The sequence below is a fragment of the Bacillus cereus group sp. BceL220 genome (assembly GCF_051776965.1).
GTDB classification, from domain to species: Bacteria; Bacillota; Bacilli; order Bacillales; family Bacillaceae_G; genus Bacillus_A; species Bacillus_A cereus.
On sequence record NZ_JBPWBC010000004.1, the window covers coordinates 419595 to 432955 of the forward strand.

The window sequence follows — 13361 nt, forward strand, 5'->3', positions numbered from 1 at the left end:
TTCGAAGGAGTTTAAGCCTTGCATGAATGACTATAATGTCTATTTGGTTGAGCAATCGATATGTTTTGCCGAAACGTCAATATATTAAAAAAGGATCTCTCTTGATAAAGAGAGATCCTTTTTTTACTTCTTCTTTTCTGTCGGTTGGCTTTGTTTAGCGAAATTAGATGAATCATCGAAATTCGGTTGCTTTTTACCAGCATTATTACTTCTACCTTTTCCCATATGTAATGCACCTCCCTCCTCCTTACTATTCCCAATAAAAAACTCCTCTTGCATCCAAGAGGAGTTTTTGTTGTGCTATTATTAATAATGCCTAACTGTTACCGCAGTACTTCCAACACGGTCCTATCCTAACTTTTAACCATGGTGGTGATCATGGCCATCAAGCCTATGATTATCTATCCGTCTTGGCGTTTTCCTTTAAACGATACCCTAGTCTTCGATCGCTTGGTAGGCCGTGGTCCAGAAGTCTTGGATAAGATGCGATGGGGCCGGAGTCGACATCCCAACCTGGGTGAACAGAATTCCAATAAACTGTTTATCTGGATCAGCGTAAGCTGAAGTACCGGTTCCACCATCCCAGCCGAATTGACCGATAGACGCGTAGTCTCCAAGATAGGTACGCACCGCCATCCCAAAGCCCCAGCCACCTTGGATCCCTTGTCCGAACGACAAATGGACGTTATTTTTGGCCAAATCGTCTCGGTATACTTGTTGTTCCGGAGTAAGACGGTTGGTGGTCATCAGCTGTACTGCGGGCCTAGACAGGATCCGTTTAGTGCCGTGCATCCCTTTATTCAAAAGCATCTGCAAATACGCGTGATAATCGTCGACGGTTCCAAGCAGTCCACCACCGCCTGCTTGGAATGCTGGAGGTTTGCTGTAACGTCCACCCGCCCCCTCATCCCACACGATGAATTCACCTGTCTCCGGATTGGGGGTGAAGGCTGGTGGAAGCCGATCAATCTTGAGCTGAGGTACGTAGAATCCAGTGTCCTTCATTCCTAGCGGATCGAATATGCGTTCGTGCAAGAACGACTCGAACGTCTGACCCGTGACCCTGGCAACAAGAACGCCGATTACTTCTATACTGATATGATACTGCCACCGCTCTCCGGGCTGATAGCTTAGCGGAAGTGCACCTAGGCGACGCATAAACTCATCTGGATCGGGCATATCCTGCCCTGGCGTGTCGAATATCCCACTCTCGAAGAACGAGTTCATAATTGGAGAACCCATCAACGTGAGATCCACTCCGAGCCCGAATGTAGAGGTCAACAAGTCTCGTACAGTGATAGGACGCCGTGCTGGGACGGTCTCTTCTAGCGGGCCATCGGGTCGTTTCAACACTTGCCGGTCGGCGAGTTCCGGTAGCCATTTGTCTACTGGGTCGTCTAAATGCAGTTTGCACTCATCGAGCAAAACCATTACTGGTGAAACTGCGATTGGCTTGCTAGTGGACGCCAATCGAAAAATCGTGTCCCGACGCATTGGTGCACCACCATCATGCCTCATTGTTCCAAGTGCTTCGACGTGCGTCTCGCCGTTTCGGCTGACTAAGGCGACGAGCCCAGGAATCTTTCCAGAATCGACATGCCGCGCCAATATATTGCGCATTTTGCGCAATCCTGTTTCAGAAAAGCCCTTATTGTTTTGTCCCATTTTGTTCTCCTTTAGTTTAGATTGAGATTTCTAATACATATTGACAATCAATTATTAGTTCTTCAAATAGAAAGATTCCCCTTTTTAATAATTTCGACAAGATGCATTTACATACATGGAGGCACCATGCATCACTATCAACCTAAGATAGGCTATATTTATGGGAATTTAATAATGGGAAATGTAATCATTAAAAACATTGATACAGCCATAAGAAATATGAATACTACAGCAGTAAAGGTACTTTCTTCAAAAATATCTTTATACTGTCCACTTGTTTCAACGCTGTTATCCTTAAGTAAGGATTTAAAAACAGCTTGTACATCTTTGCTCTTAGATGTTGTTTCTAATTTTACATAAATCGTTCTACCATAAGCTACATTTGAAACCACAACAGGTGGAGCTGAATGACTTACTCCTTTACGAGTTAACTCATCAAAAGTAAACACTATTATCAAACAGATTGGATGGATTGTTAGGTAGCTCAGCACTTACGGTATACAATATTTGCTTATATGCCGCTACCATCATTTTTTGTCAGGGTTATGATGGTACTACTCTTATTGAAAATATTTCAATCTCTTTTAAAATATCAAAATTTTCAGATTTTAAAAGGTTATGAACGAAACACCTCGAATAATCGTAATACATATACATAAGGAGGTTGATCTATTTTGTTTCGTTCCTTTACAAATGGTTGCGTCGCCTTAGTGCAGCGCTTCTTGCCAGAACCGTTTATTTTATCATGTTTACTAACTGTTTTCGTTATCTTCTTTGGTATGTTCGCGACTCACCAAACACCTGTAGAAATGATTAATCACTGGGGTAATGGAATTTGGGGACTCCTCGCCTTTTCTATGCAAATGGCACTTGTACTCGTGACTGGATCTGCTTTAGCAAATGCTCCTCTTATTAAAAAAGGATTAACGAAAGCTGCCAGAATACCAAAAACGAATGGCCAAGGCATTATTGCCATTTCCATTGTAAGTTTACTTGGTGCATACATAAACTGGGGCTTTGGAATTGTTGTATCTGTTTTATACGCAAAAGAAGTGGCAAGACAACTGGACGGATTAGATTATAGACTAGCAATTGCCTCTTCTTACTCTGGATTTCTCATTTGGCATGCCGGTCTTTCTGCCTCTATCCCTCTTACTTTAGCAACAGGCGGTGAAACGTTAATTAAAACGACTGCTGGAAGTATTAAAGAGGCGATTCCGATAACAGAAACGTTATTCTCACCATACGCTCTTGTTCCAGTTATTATTTTTCTCGTTACGATGCCTCTCATTAATAAAGCGATGCATCCAGATGAAAAACATACGATAACTGTAGATCCTAGCGTGTTCCATGAAGAAGCTGCTGCTCAAGAAGTAGAAAAAAATACATTCGCTGAAAAAATGGAAAATAGCATCATTATTACACTTTGTGTTGGATTGTTAGGTCTCATTTATATTTTCAATTACTTTTATACGAAAGGATTTAATCTTACTCTCGATATCGTGATTTTTATGTTATTAATTGCTGGACTTATTTTCCACCGCACTCCGATCCAGTATATTCGCGCTTTTTCAGACTCTACGAAAAGTGCCTCTGGCATTTTACTTCAATTTCCGTTTTACGCAGGAATTATGGGCATGATGATTGGAGCGAATAGTGAAGGACTTTCACTTGGAGGAGCTATTTCTAATTTCTTTATTAGCATTTCAAACGAATCAACTTTCCCGCTCTTTACTTTTTTAAGTGCTGGCATCGTTAATATTTTCGTTCCATCTGGTGGCGGTCAATGGGCCGTGCAAGCACCAATTATGATTCCAGCTGGCGCTGAACTTGGTGTACCTGCTGCAAAAACTGCAATGGCCATTGCGTGGGGCGATGCTTGGACGAATTTAATTCAACCTTTCTGGGCATTACCAGCATTAGCGATAGCTGGTTTAGGTGCTCGCGATATTATGGGATTTTGCGTTGTGAACTTACTATATGCAGGTTTTATCATTAGTCTATGCTTCTTATTTATTTAAACGAAAAGCTAGTTTTATACTAGCTTTTTTACATAATAAATCATTCATTTCCCATGCAATTTATAACTGTCTTCCACTCTATGTCCGTAAGATGTAATGACTCAAACGCAAAAAAATCTTCACACACTCTTTCAATTAAATATGGATTTTCCCTCAAGAAATTCCACTGTAACGCTTTAGGAAGAAAATATGTTTCATATTCTTTACTTCCCCGTACTACCTCATCAACTTCTCTTTCACAAATCCCTCTTATTAAATAATCATTTCTTAACTCTATTTGAATTTGTTGAAATGTATCGCTGCATTTTTTCAATTGAAGTAAACACGTAATATACTTTCGAAAAAGTTCGTTATCATACTGACAACAGTTTATAATACGATCGACTTCATTCATAATGTACGAGCCTTTTCTTCTATTTGTAATAACCATTTTTCGCGCTTTGATACTTTACTCGTTTTCACAGATTGAAACACTGACCGTTTTATATCACGAATGCCACAAAAACGTAAAACACCTCTCTTCATCATAATCCAATCTGCTGATCGATATAACAATGCGACGTACCATAGAGGCGAGTCTAACGTATTAATAACCCACGCTTTTTTCCCTTGCAATAATCCTTTCGGCAGAGCCCCTTCATATTTATAAGCAAATCCAGCTACGAAAATACGGTCAATAAAACCTTTTAAAATAGCTGGCATCCCCCACCACCATATCGGATATATAAAGAGAAGTGTATCTGCTTCTTCCACTAATTTTCTATACCGCGCTGTCTCTTCTTCATTTATTAAATCACGTCTTTTCTTCTCTTCATTGAATACAAGTACCGGATCAAATTGTTCCTTGTATAAATCAAGCAACGTAACCGAATGATTTGTTTCCTGCAGCCCTTTTTGCACATGCTCTAAAATTGCCCCGTTAAAACTTGAAGGATTAGGATGAGCGTATATAATCAGTACGTTCACTACAAAACAACTCCCTCTATCGTTAAAGTTACCCCTTCTTTAATAACTTCTCTACAATTTGTACGTTTTTCGAACTTTGCAACAGTCGATTTAATACAGTAAGTAACTCTTCTTTTTCTAAATCTTTCAGTTTCTCTTTAACTGCACTCTCACCAGCACCTTGAATATCATAAACAACTGCCGCCATATGTTTACAATAATTTTCATACGGACATTCGCAACTACTTTTTGAAAAATCTTCGAGATCGATAACTACTTCATAATTCCCTGCATTTCCAGTAACGAAAGCAAACACCTTGTTATCTTGTATTTCAATATCTTCTACATGTCCATCTTCATAATATTCATATCCCTTATCTACAACGTACTTTGGGATCCATTTCGTTATATCTTTTAATAAGTAAGCGTACATAATTGTACCCCTTCCTTTAATTCCCTTTTGACTTCCAAAACCCTGCATGTTATTCTAAGAACTGTTAAATAGCAAGTCTATTTTGCAAAACGACTGACACCTATTCGGCGAAGGTGTCTCTTTTCATTTGCAGCCGATATGAATTGCCTCTTTCAGGCACATTCAATTTTTGACACTACACACTCAACACCATTCCCTGTATCAGGCTGCTTTAGCAGTCTTTTACTCTACATACTCCGTTATTTTAAGAAAAAAGAGAGCTTAGCTCCCTTTTCTCGCCTTATACAATACCCCTTTTTCAGTATAGAGATATTCATCAGCTAATGTAATTTTCCCATCCAGTTTTAGTTCGTCTAATAATCTTGATAAATAAAATTGATGCAACATCTTTTTCGTGAATTTTCCTTCATGATGCGAAACGATATGTTCTTGAATATCTAACAATGATATCGGCTTATCTTGCTCTATCATATATTCATAAACTGTACTACGCAGTTTTACGTATTTTTCGAGTGTCACAGCAATGCGCAACCCCTTTCTTCTTAAGATAAATTTTCGTAATCGGTTTTTTTGCAACAAAAAAACCTCTCCGATAAGAAGAAGTTACGTATATATCTTCGTCTTATCTCCCAGAACAAATATGTTCTGCTGGAATTAGCACCTGCATCGCGGTTGCTGGGTTTCATCGGGCCAGTCCCTCCACCTCTCTGGATAAGAAAATATTCACTTAATTCTTACTATACGTAATTTCATTTTAATTGTCAAACAAATATAACAAATAATATTTTCTTCTTTACTGTTCATACTATACATATATGAATATGCAAGGAGGATTATGAAATGCATCAAAATGCTCGCGGATATGTACAAGATTCTTTTCAATCATTACAAGAAGCAAAACATTGTTTAGAAGAAGCACTACAGACTGTTGAAAAAGATTTTAATCGCGCTCGTATTGAGCAATCCCTTTATGCGATCGAACAAGCTATTCAACGCTGCGATTACACCGTTCACATTTTAGAACAAGATTGAAAAAACTTCCCATCATAAGGTGGGAAGTTTTTTCAAATGGCATACTTCATAATTATTGCCGTTATGATTAAAAAATATACAGAATTGACAATTTCTAAAACCCCTACTTTTATAATAGAAATTTTTTTGCCATACAATATAATGGCTCGAATGACACTTGGTATAAAAATAAGGGAGCACCACGGATTAATTGCAAATACAATGATTGTTAATAGAATATGATAACCCCAAGATATAAAACGATACTTCGGATTATTTTTCTCACGTATCATCGTTTTCACATAAAACGTACTTCCTAAAAAATATAAAAATGAAATAAGCGCAATAAATAATGCTGTTTTATCTATAAGTTTCATTGAAAAATAATAACTAACTAAACCACCAATACAGAAAACAACAATTGCACTAATGTCATTTAGTAATGCCCTTTCATTTTTTTGACGAGCATAATGCATATTTACTATAAATAGTGGAATCATGACTATTACGAATAAAAGAATGCGCCATTCATATAATAGAGAAATCATCCCAAATACGAACGCAATAATAAAATATACAATTGAAGCATGTAAATACTCTCTTTTTCGTTTTTGTTTTATGTACATAAGGAATGGATACGTAGCTAAATAGATAAAGAACCAAGCTATAAACAATGGAATGTGATATATAGTAGGTTTTCCAAGTATGACACTTAATAGAAATGGTATAGCAAGCATCGCCCATGCACCATGTTGCTTCGGAATAACTAACTTCATTAACTATACACCTCCCTTTTGAAAATAGTTCTCACCTATTATTATACAAATAATTTTATATAGTAACGGATATATATTGGACTATTTTTTGACAATAAAAAATGCTCCTTACAATATGTAAGAAGCATGAAAGAGGCAAACGAATATGTAAGTCGCGACCCTACCTTATATGAGTATGCTTTTCTATGCTATGTTATGCTTATCTAATATACCGTATTTCTTTTTAAATCTTGTGAGAATCGTAATCCAAGAAGTACTAAATAATAGTAAGAAGACAACATTCGAAATTGCATGGCTCAAATCGAAATAAAAACTTGCGATGTAATACGAAATGACTGTTTCCCACGTTGCCTCTCGTATAAAACCGAGAAGTCCCCAGAAATTCATAATCCAGCCAAATAAAAATCCAACAAACAATCCGTACAGGATTCTTCCCCATAGCTTTTTCATTAAAAATGTATTACGCAATAATCCAGCTATAAAACCAATCATACCCCATGAAAACATTTGCCACGGCGTCCACGGACCTTGCCCTAAAAAGATGTTAGACACAATCGCTGCTGTTGCACCGATCATAAAACCCGCTTCACTTCCAAACACAATTGCAGAAACGATAATAACAAAAGAAGTTGGTTGTACACTCGGTAAAATAGAAAATGGTACGCGGCTAACTGCTGCAATTGCCGCTAATACAGCAACGAGAACAATTTCACGTGAAACAAACGCCTTCCTTTCAAAACGGATATAGAAAGGTAACATAATAACAACTAATAAAAACAAACTACTTAACATGTAATAACCGTCCATAATAACTGTAGTAAAGAGTAATGTGCCTATTATTACTGCAAAAATACATATTATGAATGCAACATATCGTTTGGACACGCTTCGTACACATCCTCCCACGTTAATGCATATGGCAATTCTTTTCGAATGAATCGATTAATAGATGTTGTATAAAAGAAGTTACCACTAAAAAATTCTTTCGGTGCATCATTCATAATAACTGCTCCATCAAATAACATCATACATTGATCCACGTATTTCGCTGCAAACTCAATATCATGCGTTGCCATTACAATTGTTGTACCTTCTTTTTGTAGCTTCCTAAATAGCTCTCCTACTCTTTCTTTCTTCCATGGATCTAATCCCTTTGTCGGTTCATCCAGTAATAATAAAGTCGGCTTTGATAATAACGTTGTACATAACGCAAGTAATTGTTGCTCTCCTCCGCTACAATCGTGCGGATGGCGTTCTTTAAGCGAATACAACCAAAACTGTTTTAGCGTATCTTCTGCTATTTCTTTTCCTTGTTCTCCGTATAATTCACGTGCACGTTCATACACCTCATCCCACACTGTATCAAATGTAAAATGATAATACGGATGCTGCGATACATACCCAATACTTTTAAATCGTTCTTTCGAATCAATTTTATGTATCACTTTCCCATTCCACTTTACTTTCCCTCTTCTCACTTTTTGCAATCCAGCTAAAAGCGTTAACAGTGTAGACTTACCTGTACCGTTCTTCCCAACGAGAGCTACCCATTTTCCTTTTTCAATCGAAACTGATAAATCACGTAAAATAAGCGGACTACTTTTTTCGTACTGGAACGAAATATGCTCTGCGCTTAAAATTACCTCTTGCTTTTCACTTTGTGCTATTGGCTCATTTACATATGATATCGCTGAAAAATTATTCATTTTCATTTGCGCCTCTCGCACCGTAAACGGAATATCTCTCACATTCCACTCTAAAAATAGCCTTGGAATTTGCGGAATAAATGGACGGAATGTTTCTACTCCCCACATATTCGTAATAACAGTTTTAGGACTACCATCATACATAATACGGCCATTATCCATACAAACAACGCGTGTTGCAAGCGGGATAACTTCATCTAAACGATGTTCACTTAAAATAATCGTAATTCCAAGTTCTTCATTAATCCGTTTTAATAATCCTAAAAACTCTTTTGCAGCGATTGGATCTAACTGCGCTGTCGGTTCATCTAATAATAATAACTTCGGCTGCATAACTAATACCGCAGCTAAATTAACAAGTTGCTTTTGTCCGCCAGATAACGTATGAACAGATTGGTGCAATAAATCTTGAAATCCTAAGAAGCTAATGAGCTCTGCTATTCGTTTTTGAATAATATGTGATGGTAACCCAATATTTTCTAAAGAAAATGCTAATTCTTGAATAACTGTATCCATTACGAGTTGATTTTCTGGATTTTGAAATACCATACCAATTTCTTGAGCAGATAACAAATCAGGTACATTTTCTAATAAAGTACCATCATAATATGTATCCCCAGTACGCTTACCAATTGGAAGTAATTCTTTTTTAAAATGTTTTAATAAAGTCGTCTTCCCGGATCCTGATCCGCCGGCAAGTGCAATAAACTCTCCTTTTTGAACAGAAAGAGAAATATGCTGTAACGCTTTTTCGTTTTCATCAGCATATACAAATGATAAATTGTTTATTTCTGTATGCGCCACCATAACCATTCCCTTCCTTCCATTATAATTGGTAAACTAATAAACATCGTAAATACGATAAACATCATCCCATCGTATTGCTGAAATAAAATAGATTCGACTTTCGGATAAATGATTAACTTTCCTCCGCCATACGTACTACATATGATAGCAATTATAAATAGAATACTTAAATAACTGAGCGTATACCAATCTCGTTTTTCCATTCTATAGCGAATATATGTCGTACGTTTCGTTACACCAAATCCACGAGCTTGCATAGAATCTGCCGTTTGCAGTGCATCTTCCAATGAACAAATTAATAATACTTGCAGCAATTGCATACCATTTTTCACACGTTCTACAATGGAACCTGCATCTACCTGTACACCTTTCGTCTTTTGGACGAGTGTTATTTTCTGTAATCGCCTCATAAACAAAGGAACAAATCTCACTGTAATCATCGTTAACAATGCTACTTTCGGTGAAATTCTAGAAAATAAATATAAAAATTTATGACTTGTAATAATATCATTATACGAAGCAAACGTAAACATAATCGCCACTAATAATAACCCCATTACCAACCCAAACATAATTGCCTCAAGTTTAATACGGCTATCACCTAACCAAAATAATGTCGTTCGGCCTCTATGCGTGAATAACGAATTAAATAAAATGACCATAAAAAAGAAAATAATTGTGCTTGGTAACATCTTTCTTATCTTTTCGCTATTCCCTTGCATCACATTTAAAATAACAATTAATAGTATTGCTCCAATTAAAAAAAGAGGATGAAGACACATCATACATAGTATCATCACCCCGATATAATAGAAAAAATTCACAAAAGGATGTAAAGAAGAAAAACTTATTTTCATAGCCCTTTACCGAATGCCTTTCTTATTGTAATACGTATACCCACTCAATTGTATCTCCTGGTTTTATCGTAGCTACACCAGCACTATGGTTTGGAAAAGCACCGTTCACACGATATTTCCATCCACTAGTATCCGCAATATCTTTTTCATATAAATCATTAATACCTTTTACATAAATACTATCTCTAGATCCGCTTGCATCAACATCTAATCCTGTACGTTGTAATACTTTATACACAGTATCGCCATCTTGTACATCCATCTTTTTCGCACCCATTATATATCCGTTATTTCCTTTTACCGAGATTGTTACTTGTTTTGCTTGTGGTTTCGGTACTGTTACTGGATCTGGTTTTGGTGGTTCAGGTTTTGGTACTGCCGGAGTCGGTATCGTTTTCTCCGCTTTATTCGGATCAACTTTTTGCTCCTGCTTCGGTGTTTCTTTCGGCTGATTCACAACCTTTGCTTCTTCTTTTACTTCTGGTGCTTTCGGTTGTTGTTTCTCTTCTTGTGCTTGCTGCTCTGGTTGCTTATTTACAGCCGGCTGTTCTTTCGGTTGTTCCTGTTGTTTCTCTTCTTTCTTTACCTCTGGTTGTGCCTGCGGCTTTTCCTCTTTCTGCTTCTCTTCTACTTTTTGTTCTTGTTTCTCTTTCTGCTCTTCTTGCTGCTTTTGCTCTGATTCAGCTTGCTTTTCTTCTGTTTTTTCTTCCGGCTTCGCTTCATCTTTTTGTTCTTCTTGTTTCGCTACCTCTTCTTGCTTCGGTTCTACCTTCTTCTCAGGCTTTACAGCTGCCTCTTCACATCCGGCAAGTAGCCCAAGCGAAAGCAGTAAAGAAATGAACCATTTCACCTTACTCATCCTATCTCTCACCTTTCATACGAAAATTAGGAGCAAATAATTGCTCCTAATTTTTTGTTAAGCTGCTTTACGTCTCCATAATACATATGCAGAAGCAATACATAATACACCCATACCTACTTCTGTTGCTGCACTATGAGAAGATGCTCCTGTTTTTGGTAGACTGTTACCGTTTCCGATTTTTTTATTCTTAACCGGTTCGTTATCTGCAACTACTTTTAGATTTTCATCTTTTGTTTCTTGTTGTACTTGGTTTTGTTCTTTCGGTTCTTCAGTAACTTCTTTTTCTACTACATTATTTTCTGGTTCAACGACCTTTTCTGGCTCTTCAATCGGTTTTGGCTTAATTACATCACCAGCGTCTACATTAGACCAATCATAAATAGATTTTCCCATTTCCTTAAATTGAAGTAATGCTAAAAGAGCCTGTTCTGTAGCCATTCCGTTACCATTTTGATCACTTGGTAACCATTTAAATTCACCATTTGAAAGTTGATATGATAATAGGTTTTGCATTGCCTTATGAAGACGATTTTGATCTACATCTTTAACAAGCGATAATCCAATAATTGCTTGCGCAGTACTATTTGAATTTTCTTGTCCATCAGCTGAAAAACCGCCATTTTGCAGCTGTTCGTTATATAAATACGCAACAGCTTTTTGTATAGCTGGTTTCACATCTGATCGCTCTTGATAAGGAGCTAATGCTGATAAAACCATACCTGTTACATCAACGCTACTAGCATTATCTTTACTACCTGAACTATTATAAGTCCATCCACCGTCTGTATGCTGATTATTTAACAGTGCTTCCACTAGAGCAACTCTGTTCCATTTTGATTCAACTGGAATCTCATACTTCTTCGTATCAAATGCAAGTAAAGCAAATGCATAACCTGTAACAGAATTCACTTTATCTGACTCATACAATTTTTGAACTAAATTATGTCCACCTACATTTTTAGGGTCTGCACTCATTGCATTCATCATAATAATTGTTCTAGCTAAATCTGTCGCTGAAAAACGATTAATGCGCTTTTCTACTTTTTCAGTTACTGACTTAACATAATTTAATTTTGCCTCAATTGGCACATTCTTTCCAGAACGAGAAAGCGCTACAGCTACCCAATCACTTTCAATTCCATCTTGTAACATCTTGTCTGATGTTTTAGAAATGGCTTCATTTAATTGTGCACTTGAAACTTGAATGTTCTCTTGCTGTGGTTGTTCTGGTTTTTTCCCATCTGGCGTTTTACCGTCTTGATCACCTTGGTTTTTCTCATCTGGCGTTTTACTGTCTTGGTCACCTTGGTTTTTCCCATCTGGTTTTTCACCGTCTTGATCACCTTGGTTTTTCCCATCTGGTTTTTCACCGTCTTGATCACCTTGGTTTTTCCCATCTGGCGTTTTACCGTCTTGGTCACCTTGATTTTTCCCATCTGGTGTTTTACCGTCTTGACCTTCTGGTTTTGGTTCTTCTGTTTTGCCACCGTTAGGTTCTTCTGTTTTACACGTTCCGAACTTATCTAGCGTTTCTTTCAATGTTTCCTGGCTTATATTGCTCCAGTCTGAAACAAAACGAAAGACAACAACGTCTCCAGATTTTAATTTATAACTATCTGCTCCGACTTCTGCAGACTTATCATTTACATCATACAGCCAAGCACTTGTAGCCCCGGCCATTAAACCATCGATGCCTTTTACATATGTTCCAAACGACATCGTTTCAGATTCTACCTTGTCCCCCATGACCTTTTGCAGCAAACTTAAAGCTGTTTCCCCATCTTTAATTTGCTCTTCTTTCGGACATAACATAATGCCTTTTTGTGATTCCCCAATAATTGCAAGTTTTGCTGTATTTCCTTCAGCAAACGTAATATGTACTGTATTCGCAAAAGAAACAAATACAAGTGTCACTGCCATTAAAGACGTAAGCAGCCATTTTTTCAACATTGCCATCCCAAAATTTCCTCCCTTACTACCATTTACACAAAAAAAGGCCCTTCAAGGGCGTGCGATTGACACTCTCTTTTTGTAAGTGTCGAACAAAAATGTACAACACCTCCTACCCGCATTATTCGCGGCTATATTTGTATAGGAAAAATAATTTTGTTTATGAACGTATCATTGTGATAACATTCACTTTTCTTGGCACAACTTAATTCCATTTAAGTTATCGTAAAACGATAAACCTATACATTCTGTAAATTATAAATTTCTGTATTATTTTACTATTGACAAAGAATTTTGTCCATGCTTTATCGGATTTATTTTCTAAGAA

General features: G+C 37.2%; 13 protein-coding genes, 1 pseudogene and 1 riboswitch. Of the genes and pseudogenes, 2 read left to right on the plus strand and 12 right to left on the minus strand.

All coding sequences use genetic code 11. From position 1 onward, the window contains the following. Positions 1-435 precede the first annotated feature (435 nt). Both ACS2FK_RS14180 and ACS2FK_RS14185 read right to left on the minus strand, forming a co-directional pair. The gene (locus ACS2FK_RS14180) at positions 436-1665 is read right to left on the minus strand and encodes a serine hydrolase domain-containing protein (RefSeq protein ID WP_063547985.1); all 1230 of its coding nucleotides are present in this window, start codon (positions 1663-1665) and stop codon (positions 436-438) included. 224 nt (positions 1666-1889) lie between these two features. Further along, positions 1890-2202 (minus strand): annotated as a pseudogene (locus ACS2FK_RS14185) (thiol-activated cytolysin family protein); the annotation flags it as partial. A gap of 137 nt (positions 2203-2339) precedes the next feature. Here ACS2FK_RS14185 and ACS2FK_RS14190 point away from each other — a divergent pair. After that, positions 2340-3686 carry a short-chain fatty acid transporter gene (locus ACS2FK_RS14190; protein ID WP_063547989.1) on the plus strand — a complete coding sequence of 449 codons (1347 nt, stop codon included), beginning with the start codon at positions 2340-2342 and terminating at the stop codon, positions 3684-3686. A 40-nt stretch (positions 3687-3726) separates the two neighbouring features. On the opposite strand, the gene ACS2FK_RS14195 is transcribed toward ACS2FK_RS14190, so the two are convergent. The 4 genes from ACS2FK_RS14195 to ACS2FK_RS14210 all read right to left on the minus strand — a co-directional run bounded on the left by ACS2FK_RS14195 (position 3727) and on the right by ACS2FK_RS14210 (position 5643). Then, positions 3727-4080: a group-specific protein gene (locus tag ACS2FK_RS14195; RefSeq protein ID WP_063547991.1), complete on the minus strand. Its 354-nt coding sequence runs from the start codon at positions 4078-4080 to the stop codon at positions 3727-3729. Next, entirely contained in the window at positions 4077-4652 is a 576-nt protein-coding gene (locus tag ACS2FK_RS14200; RefSeq protein ID WP_063547993.1) for an NAD(P)H-dependent oxidoreductase, read from the minus strand. Before ACS2FK_RS14200 ends, ACS2FK_RS14195 begins: the two co-directional genes overlap by 4 nt. A 28-nt stretch (positions 4653-4680) precedes the next feature. Continuing rightward, positions 4681-5064: an SWIM zinc finger family protein gene (locus ACS2FK_RS14205; protein WP_063547995.1), complete on the minus strand. Its 384-nt coding sequence runs from the start codon at positions 5062-5064 to the stop codon at positions 4681-4683. 261 nt (positions 5065-5325) lie between these two features. Beyond that, entirely contained in the window at positions 5326-5643 is a 318-nt protein-coding gene (locus ACS2FK_RS14210; protein ID WP_063547997.1) for a hypothetical protein, read from the minus strand. Between the two features lie 40 nt (positions 5644-5683). Continuing rightward, positions 5684-5782: riboswitch (SAM riboswitch) on the minus strand. Between the two features lie 122 nt (positions 5783-5904). Here ACS2FK_RS14210 and ACS2FK_RS14215 point away from each other — a divergent pair. Then, a complete protein-coding gene (locus ACS2FK_RS14215) occupies positions 5905-6096 on the plus strand; it encodes a hypothetical protein (protein ID WP_000554029.1) in 192 nt (63 codons plus the stop codon). A 32-nt stretch (positions 6097-6128) separates the two neighbouring features. Here ACS2FK_RS14215 and ACS2FK_RS14220 read toward each other — a convergent pair whose 3' ends face one another. From ACS2FK_RS14220 to ACS2FK_RS14245, 6 genes are all read right to left on the minus strand, one after another. Next, complete coding sequence (locus tag ACS2FK_RS14220; protein WP_063547999.1) at positions 6129-6851, minus strand: YwiC-like family protein; 723 nt, start codon at positions 6849-6851, stop codon at positions 6129-6131. A gap of 183 nt (positions 6852-7034) precedes the next feature. Continuing rightward, on the minus strand, positions 7035-7736 hold the full coding sequence (locus ACS2FK_RS14225) for an ECF transporter S component (protein WP_063548001.1): 702 nt from the start codon (positions 7734-7736) through the stop codon (positions 7035-7037). After that, complete coding sequence (locus tag ACS2FK_RS14230) at positions 7709-9370, minus strand: ABC transporter ATP-binding protein (RefSeq protein ID WP_063548003.1); 1662 nt, start codon at positions 9368-9370, stop codon at positions 7709-7711. Before ACS2FK_RS14230 ends, ACS2FK_RS14225 begins: the two co-directional genes overlap by 28 nt. Continuing rightward, positions 9343-10221, minus strand: a complete 879-nt coding sequence (locus ACS2FK_RS14235) for an energy-coupling factor transporter transmembrane component T (RefSeq protein ID WP_063548006.1) — start codon at positions 10219-10221, stop codon at positions 9343-9345. The genes ACS2FK_RS14230 and ACS2FK_RS14235 overlap by 28 nt, the downstream gene beginning before the upstream one ends. 22 nt (positions 10222-10243) lie before the next feature. Beyond that, positions 10244-11080, minus strand: coding sequence for a DUF4430 domain-containing protein (locus ACS2FK_RS14240; RefSeq protein ID WP_063548008.1), 837 nt, complete (start codon positions 11078-11080; stop codon positions 10244-10246). 57 nt (positions 11081-11137) lie between these two features. Next, positions 11138-13039 carry a DUF4430 domain-containing protein gene (locus tag ACS2FK_RS14245; protein WP_063548010.1) on the minus strand — a complete coding sequence of 634 codons (1902 nt, stop codon included), beginning with the start codon at positions 13037-13039 and terminating at the stop codon, positions 11138-11140. Between the last annotated feature and the right edge of the window lie 322 nt (positions 13040-13361).